General features: G+C 58.9%; 14 protein-coding genes. 8 read left to right on the top strand and 6 right to left on the bottom strand.

The window, feature by feature from the left end; translation table 11 throughout:
* Positions 1–86: 86 nt before the first annotated feature.
* The gene (locus E0486_RS14970) at positions 87–1079 is read right to left on the bottom strand and encodes a sugar phosphate nucleotidyltransferase (RefSeq protein WP_131853213.1); all 993 of its coding nucleotides are present in this window, start codon (positions 1077–1079) and stop codon (positions 87–89) included.
* A gap of 182 nt (positions 1080–1261) precedes the next feature.
* On the opposite strand from E0486_RS14970, the gene E0486_RS14965 reads away from it, so the two are divergent.
* From E0486_RS14965 to E0486_RS14950, 4 genes are all read left to right on the top strand, one after another.
* On the top strand, positions 1262–2539 hold the full coding sequence (locus tag E0486_RS14965) for a serine hydroxymethyltransferase (protein WP_131853211.1): 1278 nt from the start codon (positions 1262–1264) through the stop codon (positions 2537–2539).
* Between the two features lie 92 nt (positions 2540–2631).
* Positions 2632–3063 carry a DUF4293 domain-containing protein gene (locus E0486_RS14960; protein WP_131853209.1) on the top strand — a complete coding sequence of 144 codons (432 nt, stop codon included), beginning with the start codon at positions 2632–2634 and terminating at the stop codon, positions 3061–3063.
* Positions 3063–4016: an NAD(P)H-dependent flavin oxidoreductase gene (locus tag E0486_RS14955; RefSeq protein ID WP_243697455.1), complete on the top strand. Its 954-nt coding sequence runs from the start codon at positions 3063–3065 to the stop codon at positions 4014–4016. The genes E0486_RS14960 and E0486_RS14955 overlap by 1 nt, the downstream gene beginning before the upstream one ends.
* Before the next feature lie 53 nt (positions 4017–4069).
* A complete protein-coding gene (locus tag E0486_RS14950; RefSeq protein WP_131853207.1) occupies positions 4070–4477 on the top strand; it encodes a carboxypeptidase-like regulatory domain-containing protein in 408 nt (135 codons plus the stop codon).
* A 51-nt stretch (positions 4478–4528) separates the two neighbouring features.
* On the opposite strand, the gene E0486_RS14945 is transcribed toward E0486_RS14950, so the two are convergent.
* From E0486_RS14945 to E0486_RS14930, 4 genes are all read right to left on the bottom strand, one after another.
* On the bottom strand, positions 4529–5080 hold the full coding sequence (locus E0486_RS14945) for a 2'-5' RNA ligase family protein (RefSeq protein WP_131853205.1): 552 nt from the start codon (positions 5078–5080) through the stop codon (positions 4529–4531).
* 134 nt (positions 5081–5214) lie between these two features.
* Complete coding sequence (locus E0486_RS14940) at positions 5215–5901, bottom strand: hypothetical protein (RefSeq protein WP_131853203.1); 687 nt, start codon at positions 5899–5901, stop codon at positions 5215–5217.
* Between the two features lie 152 nt (positions 5902–6053).
* Entirely contained in the window at positions 6054–7373 is a 1320-nt protein-coding gene (locus E0486_RS14935) for an ABC transporter permease (protein ID WP_131853201.1), read from the bottom strand.
* A 12-nt stretch (positions 7374–7385) separates the two neighbouring features.
* Entirely contained in the window at positions 7386–8321 is a 936-nt protein-coding gene (locus tag E0486_RS14930) for an ABC transporter ATP-binding protein (RefSeq protein WP_131853199.1), read from the bottom strand.
* Between the two features lie 153 nt (positions 8322–8474).
* On the opposite strand from E0486_RS14930, the gene E0486_RS14925 reads away from it, so the two are divergent.
* The gene (locus tag E0486_RS14925) at positions 8475–9476 is read left to right on the top strand and encodes a zinc dependent phospholipase C family protein (protein WP_131853197.1); all 1002 of its coding nucleotides are present in this window, start codon (positions 8475–8477) and stop codon (positions 9474–9476) included.
* A gap of 213 nt (positions 9477–9689) precedes the next feature.
* On the opposite strand, the gene E0486_RS14920 is transcribed toward E0486_RS14925, so the two are convergent.
* Complete coding sequence (locus tag E0486_RS14920; protein ID WP_131853195.1) at positions 9690–11249, bottom strand: NAD(P)/FAD-dependent oxidoreductase; 1560 nt, start codon at positions 11247–11249, stop codon at positions 9690–9692.
* Positions 11250–11435: 186 nt separating this feature from the next.
* On the opposite strand from E0486_RS14920, the gene E0486_RS14915 reads away from it, so the two are divergent.
* The 3 genes from E0486_RS14915 to dnaA all read left to right on the top strand — a co-directional run bounded on the left by E0486_RS14915 (position 11436) and on the right by dnaA (position 14709).
* A complete protein-coding gene (locus tag E0486_RS14915; RefSeq protein WP_131853193.1) occupies positions 11436–12215 on the top strand; it encodes a 5'-nucleotidase C-terminal domain-containing protein in 780 nt (259 codons plus the stop codon).
* Positions 12205–13140, top strand: coding sequence for a bifunctional metallophosphatase/5'-nucleotidase (locus E0486_RS14910; protein WP_131853191.1), 936 nt, complete (start codon positions 12205–12207; stop codon positions 13138–13140). Before E0486_RS14915 ends, E0486_RS14910 begins: the two co-directional genes overlap by 11 nt.
* 135 nt (positions 13141–13275) lie before the next feature.
* Positions 13276–14709: a chromosomal replication initiator protein DnaA gene (dnaA, locus tag E0486_RS14905; protein WP_131853189.1), complete on the top strand. Its 1434-nt coding sequence runs from the start codon at positions 13276–13278 to the stop codon at positions 14707–14709.
* Positions 14710–14740 lie beyond the last annotated feature (31 nt).

The raw sequence follows: 14740 nt of genomic DNA, 5'->3' as shown, positions 1-14740 counted from the left end.
GTTGAAGTAGGGGAGCGGGCAGAATGAAGAAGGAAGATCTGTTCAGACCTTCCTTCTTCATTCGTAATTTCTTGTTCTTCTGTTTCTTAGCCGAGATCGATATCGGTATTGTCGCCGATGTTGAGCGTACGCGTTTCTCCGCGGATGCCGGTGTCGGAGCCGATGATGGAGTAGTCGAGCACGATGTCGAACAGGTTGGAGTAGGAGCCGATGATGGAATTCTTGATGATGGAGGAGTCGACCGTGGTCTGGTCGCCGATGGTGACGTTGGGGCCGATGATGGAGTTGCGGATGTCGCAGCCTTTGCCGATGCGCACGGGCTGGATGATGACGGTGTTTTCGTAGGCCTGGCTCGACATCATGGAGCCGCCGAATTTCTTCAGCAGTGTGGCGTTGGATTCCAGCAGCGTTTCACGCTTGCCCGCGTCGAACCAGGAATCGACCTTGAAGGCCCGGAAGCCGGCGCCCTTGCGGATCATGCAGTCGATGGCGTCGGTGATGCCGAACTCGCCATGGGTGCGCAGGTCCTGCGCCATGTTGTTGTCGAGGCACTCGAAGAGCATCCGGCTTTCGCGGATCTTGTAGATGCCTACGAGGGCCATATTCGACTTCGGGATCTGCGGCTTCTCCACCACGTGGGTGACGTTGCCGTCGGGGTCGATCTCGGCCACACCGAAGGAGCGGGGGTCATCGACCTTCTTTACACCGAGGAGCGAATGCTCACTCCGGATGACGGCATCGAGGTCGTATTCGCAAAGGGTGTCTCCCAGCACCACCAGCAGCTCGTCGTCTTTCACGATGTCGGCGCAAAGCTTCAGCGCGTGACCGATGCCCTGGCGGTCGTTCTGCTGCACGAAGTGCGCGGTGATGTTGAGGTAATTGTAGCGGACGTAGTCCTGGATCTTCTCGCCCAGGTAGCCGACCACGAAGATGAATTCGTTGATGCCGGCGTTGCGGAGCTGGTCCACGATAATGCTCAGGACCGTCTTACCCGCCAGCGGGATGAGGGCTTTGGGTTGTGTATAAGTATGCGGCCGCAGCTTTGTTCCGGCGCCGGCCACAGGGATAATTGCTTTCATTCGGTTTTGTTTGGATGGTCCAACTGCACATGCCTTTCGCTTCAGCCACCAGGAATCGAACGCCGGGGCGTTCGGGCTAAATTAGGAACGGACCGGCAAAATTAGCTGAATTTGCGGCCCAAAGTGCCTGCCGGAAGGCAAGGGCGCTTAATTTTGCCCGCATTCCCATCAACCCAACCCTTATGCAACAAGACGTCGCCGTTTTTGATATCATCCGCAAAGAACTGACCCGCCAGCGCCAGGGCATCGAGCTGATCGCCTCCGAGAACTTTACCTCGGCGGCCGTCATGCAGGCCATGGGCTCCGTGCTGACCAACAAGTACGCCGAAGGCTACCCCGGGCGCCGCTACTACGGCGGCTGCGAGTTTGTAGACGAAGTGGAGCAGTTGGCCATCGACCGCGTGAAGCAGGTCTTCGGCGCCGGTTACGCCAACGTGCAGCCGCACAGCGGCGCGCAGGCCAATGCTGCCGTGATGCTGGCCATTCTCAAGCCGGGCGATAAGATCCTCGGCCTCGACCTGAGCATGGGCGGCCACCTGACCCACGGCTCGCCGGTGAACTTCAGCGGCAAGCTGTACGAACCGCATTTCTACGGGGTGCACAAAGAGAGCGGCCTCGTCAACTACGAGCAACTCGAAGAAGTGGCCCGCCGCGAAAAGCCGAAGCTGATCATCTGCGGCGCCTCGGCTTACAGCCGCGACTGGGACTACGCGCGCATCCGCGCCGTAGCCGATGAAGTGGGCGCCTTCGTGCTCGCCGACATCGCGCACCCCGCCGGCCTCATCGCCAAGGGACTGCTGGCATCGCCCTTTGAGCACTGCCACTTCGTGACCTCCACTACCCACAAGACGCTTCGCGGACCCCGCGGCGGCATCATCCTCATGGGCAAGGATTTCGACAACCCCTTTGGTCTGAAAGACCCCAAAGGCAATACCCGCGCCATGTCGCACGTGCTCGACATGGCCGTGTTCCCCGGCTCGCAGGGCGGTCCGCTGGAGCACGTCATCGCCGGCAAGGCCGTGGCCTTCGGTGAGATCCTGTCGGACGAATACACACAGTATATCACCCAGGTGCAGCGCAACGCGCAGGCGATGGCCAAGGCCCTCGTGGCACGCGACTACGCCATCACCTCGGGCGGCACCGACAACCACCTTATGCTGATCGACCTGCGCAACAAGTACATCACCGGAAAGAAAGCCCAGGAAACCCTCGACCGCGCGCACATCACGCTCAACAAGAACGCCGTTCCCTACGACGATAAAAGTCCCTTCGTGACCTCCGGCATCCGTATCGGTGTACCGGCCATCACAACGCGCGGACTGAAAGAAGAACACATGGAGTCGGTGGTAAGCCTCATCGACCAGGTGCTGATGAACATCGACGACGCCGCCGTGATTGAAAAGACGGCAGGCGATGTTAAAGACCTGATGGGCGCTTTCCCCCTGTACCCGGAAATCTAAAAATGGTTCTTAAGGTTTTATTGTTCTTAAGGTAGGTAGGTACGACGTTACCAATAGACCAATAGACCAATAGACCAATAAACTAACACCTCATGCTACAACGTATTCAAAGCATCTGGCTGCTGCTTGCCGGGGCTTTTACCGCCACTACTTTCCGCTTCCCCTTTTATGCGGGCTCGTACCAGATTCCCGGCAGCGGCCCTGTGGTGCCGCCGATGCCGATGGAGCTCAACGCGCAGACGGCCCTGCTGTACACGATCCTTACCGCGATCATCTGCGGCCTGGCCTTCGTGACGATCTTTCTCTACGGCAACCGCAAGCTGCAGCTGCGCTTCAGCATCTTCGGCCTGCTGTTGTCGCTTGGCCTGCTGGCGCTCTACTTCGTAAAGATGACCGGCTTTGTGTCGGGAACGATGGCCTTGTCGAGCATCTTTTATTTTGCAGTCCCGTTGTGTTTTTTCCTGGCCATCCGCGGCGTGGTGCGCGATGAAAAACTGATCCGGAGCATGGACCGCCTCCGCTGATGCTTATGTTCGAAAACCGCATTACCCGGCTGTTCGGGATCCGGTATCCCCTGGTACAGGCCGGCATGATCTGGGCCTCGGGCTGGCGCCTTGCCGCAGCGGTGAGCGAGGCCGGCGGCCTCGGCGTTATCGGCGCCGGCAGCATGTACCCCGAGGTGCTCCGCGAGCACATCCGCAAGTGCCGCGCAGCCACCGCTAAACCTTTCGGTGTCAACGTGCCGCTGCTGTACCCCGACCTCGGCCGGCATATTGAAATCATTATCGAGGAGAAAGTGCCCATCGTGTTCACCTCGGCGGGTAATCCCAAAACCTGGACGCAGCACTTCCGCCAGCACGGCATTACCGTGGTGCACGTGGTCAGCAGCAGCAAGTTTGCCCGAAAGGCCGAGGAGGCCGGTTGCGACGCGGTGGTGGCGGAAGGCTTCGAAGCCGGCGGCCACAACGGCCGCGAGGAGACCACCACGCTGGTGCTCATCCCCGCGGTGGCCGCAGCCGTGCAGATCCCGGTCATCGCCGCGGGCGGCATTGCCACGGGCCGGCAGATGCTGGCCGCAATGACCCTCGGCGCCGAAGGCGTGCAGATGGGCTCGCGCTTCGTGGCTTCCGAAGAGGCCTCTTCGCACCAGGCGTTCAAGCAGGCCGTGATCGCGGCGGCCGAGGGCGACACCCGTCTGTCGCTCAAGGCGCTCACACCGGTGCGGCTGCTGCGCAATCATTTTGCCGCGCAGGTGGAAGCAGCCGAAGCGAGAGGCGCCTCGAAAGAAGAGTTGCAGGAGCTGCTCGGCCGTGCCCGCGCCAAGCTGGGCATGTACGAAGGCAACCTCGAGGAAGGGGAGTTGGAGATCGGGCAGGTGGCCGCCTTGCTGCAGGCCATCGAGCCCGCCGGACGGATCGTGGAAAGCGTGTGGAAGGAATTTTCAGAAGCTTTGGAAAATCCGCTTCAAATACGATAACTTTACGAGAGGTTTCGTTTGAACCCTGGCATTCTTCATCCAAAACGACGGTCATGAAACTACGTTTACTGCTGATGGTTGGCTTACTCGGGGGCGCCGTTGCCGCCCGCGCGAACAACACTACCCCGGGAGCCGGGGAAGAGAGTGCCCGCAAGACCGACATTGCCGGCGGCGTTTTTCACAACGAGTCGCGCCGCCCCCTGGGCAATGTGACCGTAACCGCTTACGTCAATAACCAGAAGCAAAAGGTGGTGCAGACCGATGCCACCGGCGCCTTTTCCTTCGACGACCTGAAGCCCGGTACTTACCGCTTCGTATTCGAAAAGGCCGGCTACCGCAAAGTGGTCAGGGAAAAAACGATCCAGCGGGTAGACGAAGCCGCCGAGCTCAATGTTACCCTCGAGGAACACTCTACGTACGATTTTACGCCCGGCCCCGCGCACTTCTTCGACTTCCAGTAAGACCGTGGTTCGGCAAACGCAATATAAAAGGCAGCCCTTGGCTGCCTTTTTCTATTCACGATCCAAGTCGCGGAATGGTGCAGCAAAGACCACCTCCCACACCCGGCCATTGTGCCGGAGCAACGACAGCGCTGCCGCCGTCCATCCTTCGTCGAAACGCTTGTTTCTAAAATGCGCCCAGGCTTCGTTGAAGGCGCCCGCCGGGATGTCGCGCGTGGCGATGGTAATGTGCGGGTGAAAGGGACGCTGCTCCCGTATCAGGCCATAGGGTGGACGGTTGGTGAACGACGCGTCGCAGGCTTCCTTCAGCTGCCGGAGCGGCTCGTCAACTAGAACATCGATGAACAAGGTGCGATTTTTAAAGGACGAAAACCCGTTTGTCCGCACCGGGAACGGCGCCAGTGTGCCCGCAAACGATTCCAGGTCGGAACGCAGCCCCGCTTCGAGTGCAGGCGGCATCCAATAAGGCGGCAGGATCGTAATGTGTGCCGGCGACCTGAGTCCCACGCGGCACCCAAACCGGTCGCGCATCCACTCCTTGAAGAGCACAATCTCTTGGTTGAGTGCTTCGGGTAGCACAAGCGCCATGTAATAGAGTTGCATGGCCCTAAAGTTCGTGAATCATCAAGCGGGAATCGTCAAGCGTGAATCGTCCATCGGCGACGTGCCGTAACGCGAAACGTCCCGCACACAGTGCGGGACGTTTCCGGAATAAGGGCCTTGGCCATTCCTGTTTCCTAGTCGAGGTTGCGGATGTTGAACTCGTCCTTGCTTTTGCGCCAGGTGAACTTCTTGTGCTTGTCCAAAAAGCTGCGGAACTTCTGGTACACGTCGGCTGGTTGTTCCTTGTCGTTGAGAAAGAGCTTGCCGTCATGGTGCTCGATCTTATAGTCGTTCTTGTCGATAAGACCCGCTTGTGCCAGGTCATTTTCAAAGGCTTCGTATTCCTTCATCTCGGCACGGGCCTTCTCCATACTGCGACCTGCTTCGGCCATGGAGCGGCGGGCGTCTACCTGTGCAAGGCGGGCTTCTTCGATATGCCGGGGCAGGTCGGCCTGCACCCGGGCCATTTCGCGGCGGGCGTGGGCCATCTCGGTGCGGGCGCGGGAAAGGTCAATGCGGCTCATCCCTTCGTTGCTGCGCAGCTCACGCTCCGCGCGGGCCAGGGCACGGTCGGTTTCGGCAAGGTTGATGGCCGGCGGCGGGGGCGGTGTGGGCAGCGAACGTAGCTCGATGCGGTCGAGTTGCTTTTGCACGCGGTCGAGTTCGGCCTGCACGTCGTCGAAGTTGCGGATCTTCCGTTCGGTGGACGGTGCTTCGGGCCTGGCAGGAGCGGCAGGAGGCGCCGGCGGCTGCTGGGCACCGGCGCCGCAGGCCGTCAGCAGGAGCGCGGCCAGCAGGAGGTTACGCGGGGTCTTTTTCATAACAAGGGTTTTGTGTTGACGAAATGTTTCGTACAATGTTACGATGAATTTCGTAATTAAGCGCGCCGCCATTCAAATTTTGATTCCGTTAACAAAGACGCCGAAGGCGTCGCAATTGCGACGCCTTCGGATTTATCAAAACGTATGAAAACCTATTTCCTGGCCCACTTCATCATCTCTTTCCATGTCGGCTTCTTGCCATACAGCAAAATGCCGGTGCGGTAGATCCGCGCGCTCAGCCAGGTCGTGCCCAGGAAGCCGCCCACAAGCAGGAGCATCGACAGGGCGAGCTGCCAGTAGGGCACCGTGTCGGGCACGCCGAAGGGAATGCGCGACATCATCACGATGGGCGACGTAAAGGGGATGAGCGAGGCCCAGGTAGCGAGGGTACTGCTCGGGTCGTTGATGGAGTTGATCATGATGATGATGGCCACAATGATCGGCATCGTGACCGGCAGGGTGAGGCTTTGCGCGTCCGCCGGGTCTTCGTTGACCGTGCTGCCCACGGCGGCAAAGAGCGCCGCGTAGAACAGGTAGCCGCCGATAAAATAAAAGAGGAAGCAGCCGATGACCAGCGGCCAGTTGACGCTGCCGAGCACGTTCTGCGCTTTGGCAAAGGCCTGGGCGGCTTCGTTGCCCTGCTGCATGGCACCGGGCATCTGCTGCGAAGCCTGCTGGGCATGGTGCAGCATCTCCGACGGCAGGAAGGCAGAGGCGGCGAACATAATGCCCACGATGAGCACGATCCAGATGAGGAACTGCGTGAGGCCCACGGCGCCGATGCCGAGAATCTTTCCCATCATCAGCTCGAAGGGGCGCACCGACGACACGATGACTTCCGCCACCTTGCTGGTCTTTTCTTCCATCACACCGCGCATCACCATGACGCCGTAGATAAACAGCGTGATGTAAATGAGGAAGGCCGTTACATAGCCCACGGCCATGCCGACCCCGAAGTTGCTTTCCGCATTCTTGGCGAGGTCGCTTTTCTTTACCTGTTGCACCACGGTCTTGCTCGCCACTTCCTTGAGCGAATCAATGCGCTTCGGGTCTACCTGCAGCTGCTGGCTGATGAGGTGGTTTTCCACGGCGCGGTAAATGTCGCGCTCCAGTTTGTCGTGTGCGATCCGGCTCAGGCTTTTCTGCGACACCACCTGGTAGCCGTCGCCGCGGTTGATGCCGGTATGCGGCGCGAAGACCACCGCGGAGAAATCCTTTTCAAAGTTGCTCGTGTCTACCTGCGCGTTGAAGTTGTAGCTGATGGCTTCGCTGCTGGTGAGCGATTCGCGGAGCATGCCCGAAGGGTCGATGACGGCGACGGATTCCTTGCGGGTGCTGTTGATGGTGATGATGGTGACGATCGTAATCAGCGCCACAAAGAACAGGGGCGTGAGCAGCGTCGTGAGGATGAATGTTTTTTTGCGGACGCGGCTGATGTATTCGCGCCGGATAATGATACCTACTTTACTCATGGCAGCCGTTGTTTAAGGAGTGACGGTTTGAAAAGGGCGGGAAGCAGCGGTGCCTTCCACCAGGCGGATGAAGATGTCGTTGAGCGTGGGAAGCACCTCGTTGAAGGAGCGTACCGTAATGCCCTTGTCGATAAAGAAGCGCAGCACTTCGTTGGGCGAGCTGTCTTCGTCGATGCGCACCGTGATGACGGGCTCGTGCGGCACGGCGCCCATGACGGCGAAGCCCGGTCCCTCGAGCACGGGAGGCAACACATCAAAGCCGATGCGGAACAGGTTTTCCTTGTAATGCTGCTTCACTTCCTTGATGGTGCCGTCGAGGATCTTCTTACCGCGGTTAACGAGCACGATGCCGTTGCAGATCTCTTCCACCTGCTCCATACGGTGGGTGCTGAACAGGATGGTGCTGCCCTGGCGGGCGAGGCGATAGATCTCTTCCTTGATGATGTTGCTGTTCACCGGGTCGAGGCCGCTGAACGGCTCGTCGAGGATGATCAGCTTGGGGTGGTGCGCTACGGTGGTGACAAACTGCAATTTCTGCGACATGCCTTTGGAAAGGTCTTCCACCTTTTTGTTCCACCAGCTTTGCATCTGCAGGCGGTCGAACCATTCGCGGGTGCGCTCCTCGGCTTCTCGGGCACCCAACCCGCGGAGGCGCGCCAGGTACACGGCCTGCTCGCCGACTTTCATTTTCTTATACAGGCCGCGCTCTTCGGGCATGTAGCCGATCGAAGCGATGTCGCGCTCGGGATTGAAGGGGCGGCCCTCAAACAGCACCTCGCCCTGGTCGGGGAGAAAAATGCCGGTGATCATGCGGATGAGGGTGGTCTTGCCGGCGCCGTTGGGACCGAGTAAACCAAAGATGCTGCCGGCCTCCACCGAGAAGGAGATGTCGTCGACAGCCTTCTGCGTAGCGTAATACTTTCGCAGGTGACGCAGTTCCAGGATCATACGTGGTTGAAGTTTTTTGGTGGAGTGAAGCTAGCTGTACTGGCCGGAAAGCCGCTAAAAATTTGACAAAAGCCGCTTTGTGCAGGACGAAAGCGACGCCCCTCCTTGGGCGGTCGGCGGGAAAGGGGCAACTTTGCCAAAATAGTTACCGATATGCGGACCATCCGTTACCTCTTCTTCGCGGCGCTCGTTCTTGGCCTCTCTTCCTGGGGCTTCCTGGTGCACCGCACCAGCACCCAGCTGGCGCTGTACCAGCTGCCCGAAAAGCTGCAGCCGTTCTTTTACGAAAACCTCGACTACCTCGTACGCTATTCCGTGCGTCCCGACCAGCGCCGTAACAGCGACAAGGCGGAAGGTCCCAAACACTTCATCGACGCCGAGCGCTTCGGCCCCGGCGGCCTGGCTGGCATGCCCCACAACTGGAATGCAGCCGTAGCTAAATACGGCGAAGACAGCCTGCTGCGCAACGGCTACGTGACCTACTGGGTCATCAACCAGAAAGCGAAGCTCACCGAAGCCTTCAAAAGCGGCAACCGCGACAGCATCCTGTTCTATGCCGCCGACCTGGCGCACTATATTGAAGATGCCCACGTGCCCCTGCACACCACCGAGAACCACGACGGCCAGCTGACCAACCAGAAGGGTATGCACAGCCTGTGGGAGAGCATGATCCCCGAGATCGAGCTGTCCTCGTACAACCTTTACGAAGAGCACAAGGCCACCTACCTGAAGAAGCCCGAAGAGGCGATCTGGAAGGCTGCGCTCGATGCCAACGCCCTGCTGCCCCAGATGTTCGCGCTGGAAACGGAAACCTCGAAAGCCTTTACGGATTCGACGAAATACCGCTACCAGATGCGCAACGGCCGCGAATCGCGCAGCTACTCCACCGCTTTTGCGAAAGCATACGCCGAGCGCCTCGGCCCGACCATCAACCAGCAGCTGGTCCGCAGCGCGCACCTGGTTGCCGACTTCTGGTATAGCGCCTGGGTAGATGCCGGAAAGCCCAACCTCGATGGCCTGATGAAGGAGCCGATCTCCGCGCAAACGCGCAGCGCCTGGGCGCAGGAGCTCATTTCGTACAAAACGAATTCCCTGCTGAAGAACAAGATGCTGCGGGCCCGCGAGAAGCAGGAAGGCGGTGGCTCCGGGGATTAATGAGTAATCAGTAATGAGTAAAGCCAAAAGGCGTCTTCCTGAGGAGGACGCCTTTTTCGTCATTACGAGCTATACCATTCGTTCGTCATTGCGAACGCAGTGAAGCAATTTCTTACAGGCTGACTCCGCTGCCACATCGGGCTGCGGACCCAGCACTGGCTGATTGCTTCAGGCTTTCACTTCGTTTCAGCCTGCGCAATGAAGGACTGGTGGTTAAGCCAGCACCTGCGCAATCTGCGTCGCCACCCTTTCGCCATCCATGGCTGCACTAACAATACCCCCGGCATAGCCGGCTCCTTCCGCACAAGGATACAGATTGGAGGCCTGCGGGTGGGCCAGTGTTTCGTTGTCGCGCGGAATGCGTACGGGCGAGGAGGTGCGCGACTCGGTGGCCACCACCACGGCGTCGTTGCTGTAATAACCGCGGATCTTGCGGCCGAATTCTTTGAAGGCTTGTTGTAAGGCCGCATGCACGAAGCCCGGGAGCACGCTCCGTAGATCTACGGAATGAATGCCGGGCAGGTAGCTGCAGTCGGGCAGGGTAGGGGAGGTGATGCCCTTGGTGAAATCCACGAGGCGCTGCGCCGGCGCTACCAACTTTCCGCCGCCTGCTTCAAAGGCTTTGCGTTCTACCGCGCTCTGGAAGCCAACGCCCGCCAGGGCACCCATCTTCTTATAAGCCTGGATGTCGGCCTCCTCCACGTTGACCACGATGCCACTGTTGGCGTAGGGGTTGTTGCGCTTCGAGGGCGACCAGCCGTTGACCACGATCTCGCCGGGCGCCGTGGCTGCGGGTGCGATAATACCACCAGGGCACATACAAAACGAGAAAACGCCTTTCCCATTCACCTGTTGCACGAGGCTGTAGGCCGCCGGCGGCAGCCACTCGGGGCGGATGTCGCAATGATACTGTCCCTGGTCGATGACCGACTGCGGGTGCTCGATGCGCACGCCGAGCGCGAAGGGCTTGAATTCGATGCGCAGGCCTTTCTGTGGCAGCAGCTCGAAGATATCGCGGGCGGAGTGCCCGGTGGCAAGGATGAGAGCATCGGCCGGAAGCTCGTCGCCATCGGCCGTGCGCACGCGGCGGACGCGGCCGCCTTCGATCGTAAAGTCGGTCAGTTTCTTGTCGAACAGCACCTCGCCGCCCTGCGCCACGATCGCTTCGCGGATTGCCGTGATGATGCCGGGGAGCTTGTTGGTACCGATGTGCGGGTGGGCCTCGTAGCGGATGCGGTCGTCGGCGCCGTATTGCACCAGCAGGTCGAGGATGCGCTGCACGTCGCCGCGCTTGGTGCTGCGGGTGTACAGCTTACCGTCGCTGTAGGTGCCGGCGCCTCCTTCCCCGAAGCAATAATTGCTCTCGGGGTTGACGATGCCTTCTTTATTCATGGCGGCGAGGTCGCGGCGGCGCGCCCGCACGTCCTTGCCGCGCTCCAGCACGATCGGTTTGATTCCGAGCTCGATCAGTCGGAGGGCGGCGAAGAGGCCCGCGGGACCCGCACCCACCACGATCACCTGTTTCGAAGCAGTGCTTACGTCGGGGAGCTCCAGCCTCAGCGGCGGCTCGGGTTGATAGGGTTCGTTTAGAAATACATTGGCCTTGATCTGCAGCCAGGCCTGGCGGCCGCGGGCGTCAAGCGACTGCCGGAGGCGCTGCACGCCGCTGATGGAAGATTCGGGAACGGCCAGCGCTTCGGCGGCTGCGCGGCGAACGAGCGCCTCGTCCTGCGCCTCGGAGGGACGGATACGTAGAAGGATCTGCTGGGGCATAAGGTGTCAGGTTTTTATCCTGAAAAAAGTTGTGGCAAAGGTCCGGAAAACCGCTGAAGTTTCCCACGGAAGAGTGGCCTGCCCTGTTTGCCCCTTGTTAAAAATCCAGGTACGAAAATACCGGCTCCCAGATGTTGAAAACTTGTGTACATTGACCGCCGAACGATCTTTTCCACATTTTATTTTATGGCTACACAGCTTCCCGACCTCAAAGGATTGACCGGTCGCCTGCGCATCACCGGCTACGCCGGCCTGCTGGCGCTGCTGGTCTCCTGCCACACGGTGCAGCAACCGGTGCGCACCGAGTACAACGATTACCGTATTACTACGGCCTTGCCCCGCGATACGGCCCTGGCGCAATTGCTGGCCCCCTACCGCGACAGCGTGGACCGCAGCATGAACGAAGTGGTGGGCACGGCAGAAAAGGCACTCGATAAAAAACAGCCCGAAGGCACCCTCGGCAACTTCATGGTCGACGCCTTCTTCTACGGCGCCGAGAAATCCTTCGGTGTGAAGCCCGACATCGGCGTGCTCAACTACGGCGGTATCCGCCTCACGCAACTCGCCGCCGGCCCGGTAACCCGCGGCAAGATCTTCGAGCTGATGCCCTTCGACAACCTGCTCGTATTGCAGAAAGTTCCCGGCAACGTACTCCAGCAGTTTCTCGACCTGACGGCCGGGAAGAAAGGCTGGCCCGTGCACGGCCTTACGATGGAGATCCGCGACGGCAAAGCCACCAATGTAAAGATCAACGGCGCGCCGCTCGACCCGGCCAAAGTGTACACGATGGTGAACTCCGACTACGTCGCCAACGGCGGCGACCAGGCCGCGATGTTGAAGGATATTCCCCAGCAAAGCAACGGCTACCTCCAGCGCCAGGCCCTGTTCGACTACATCCGCTTCCTGAAGAGCGAAGGAAAAAATATTTCTGCCACCGAAGAAAACCGCGTTGTCAATGCCCAATAGAAGAACCTTTCTGAAACAAAGCGCCCTTGCTGCCGGTGCCCTGCTGGCGGCACCGCTGGCCCGTGCCGTTGAAGCGGCCGACGCACCCAAGCGCCTCACCATCCTCCATACGAACGATACGCACAGCCGCATGGATCCCTTCCCCATGGACGGCGGCAAGAACCAGGGACTCGGCGGCGTGGCCTCCCGGAGCGAGCTGATCAAGCGGATCCGTGCGCAGGAAGACCATGTGCTGCTGCTTGACGCCGGCGACATCTTCCAGGGAACGCCCTACTTCAACATCTATAAAGGTGAGCCCGAGATCCGCGCCATGAGCGCGATGGGCTACGACGCCACCACCATCGGCAACCACGACTTCGACGCCGGCCTCGAAGACCTGGCCACGCAGCTATCGCGGCACGCGCGCTTCCCCATGATTGTGAGCAACTACGACTTCACCGGCACGCCGATGGAAACGATGTATGCACCCTACAAGATCTTCCGCAAGGGCGGGCTCAAGATCGGTGTGCTCGGCGTGGGCATCGAGGGTGACGGGCTTATCCCCGCCAACCTGTGGGGCGCCACGAAATACCTCGACCCGGTGCAGAAGGCCAACGAAACGGCCGCCCTGCTGAAGCGCGAAGGCTGCGACCTGATTATCTGCCTGTCGCACCTCGGATACAAGTACGACAGCGAGAACCGCATCTCCGACCGCAGGCTGGCACCGGCCACCGAGCACATCGACCTGATCATCGGCGGTCATACCCACACGTTTATGGACGCGCCCGAAGTGATGAAGAACGCAAAAGGCGACGATATCCTGATCAACCAGGTAGGTTGGGCCGGTATTCAGCTGGGACGGCTTGACTTTGTTTTTGAAAAAAAGAAAGGAAAAAATTTGGTGGGTTCGCAGTCGATTTTAGTTACGAAAAAAACGGAAGGATAAAAATTTTTTTCTGAGTTTCTTTTGGGTCAATTTCGTCCTCCTGACTTAAAAAAATTAAGTTATCCACCACCTGTGAGAATGTGAACACCGCGTTGAAAAGTCCTTACTCATTATATATAAACTGCTTGATACTGCATGGAGAAGAATGCTGAACTTGTTTGGAACAATTGCCTGGGGATTATCAAGGATATTGTGGAGTGGCAGCATTTCAAGACCTGGTTTGAACCCATCAAACCCGTAGCGCTCAAGGAAAGTGTATTGATCATCCAGGTGCCGAGCCAATTCTTCTACGAATACCTCGAAGAGCATTATGTGAACCTGCTGGCCAAGACCCTCAAGCGCGAACTGGGTAAGGACGCACAGCTCGAATACCGCATCATGGTCGATGGCGGCAACAATTACAACAAACCCGTAACGGTCGATATGGCGGGGCAAGGCTACAAGTCTTTTGCCGGCAACGAGATGGACTTCCCGCTCGTGATCAACACACCGGTGAAGAATCCCTTCGTGATCCCCGGTCTGAAAAAGATGCAGATCGACCCGCAACTCAATCCCAATTATACGTTTGAAGCCTATATCGAGGGCGATTGCAACCGCGTGGCCCGCCGCGCCGGCAAGACCGTGGCCGAGAAGCCCGGTGCCAACTCCTTCAACCCACTGGTGATCTACGGCAACGTAGGCCTCGGCAAGACGCACCTGGCGCAAGCCATCGGCAACGAGGTGAAGCGCGTGCACCCCAACAAGGTAGTGCTGTACGTGTCGAGCGAAAAATTTATCAACCAGTTCATCGACCACAGCCGCAACCAGGCCATCAACGACTTTATCCACTTCTACCAGATGATCGACGTGCTGATCATCGATGACGTGCAGTTCTTCAACAAGGCCGAGAAGTCGCAGGACGCGTTCTTTTCGATCTTCAACCACCTGCACCAGAGCGGCAAGCAGCTCGTGCTTACCTCCGACAAGGCTCCCAAGGACCTTGAGGGTGTGCAGGAGCGGCTCCTGAGCCGCTTCCGCTGGGGCCTCAGCGCCGACATCCAGGTGCCCGACTACGAAACGCGCATCGAAATCCTGGAGCGCAAGATGAAGAACGACGGCCTCGAGATGCCGGCAGAAGTAGTGAAATACATTGCTTACAACATCAACAACAACGTGCGCGAGCTCGAAGGCGCCCTTATCTCGCTGCTCGCCCAATCTTCGCTCAACCGCAAGGAGATCGACCTCGAGCTGGCCAAGAAGGTGCTGCGCAACTTCGTGAAGTCGTCGAGCAAGGAGATCACCATCGACACTATTCAGAAAATGGTGTGCGACTACTTCGAGGTGCCTTACGAGAAGCTGCTGCAGAAAACCCGCAAACGCGAGATCGTACAGGCCCGCCAGATCACGATGTACCTCGCCAAAGCTTTTACGAAGAATTCGCTCAAGAATATCGGCGAGCACTTCGGCGGCCGCGATCACACTACGGTGATCCACTCCTGCCAAACGGTAAAGGATTTGATGGATACCGACTCCGGCTTCCGTGAGCACGTGGTGGAACTGCAGCAAAAAGTGCAGCTCGCCGCCTTATAAGTTTTTTCGCGATTGCTTGTTATATGATAAT

Origin of the sequence: Flaviaesturariibacter aridisoli (assembly GCF_004343705.1) — a bacterium.
Taxonomy (GTDB): Bacteria; Bacteroidota; Bacteroidia; order Chitinophagales; family Chitinophagaceae; genus Flavisolibacter; species Flavisolibacter aridisoli.
The sequence above is the reverse complement of the archived record's forward strand: the minus strand, read 5'-3'. Positions and strand labels throughout refer to the sequence as shown.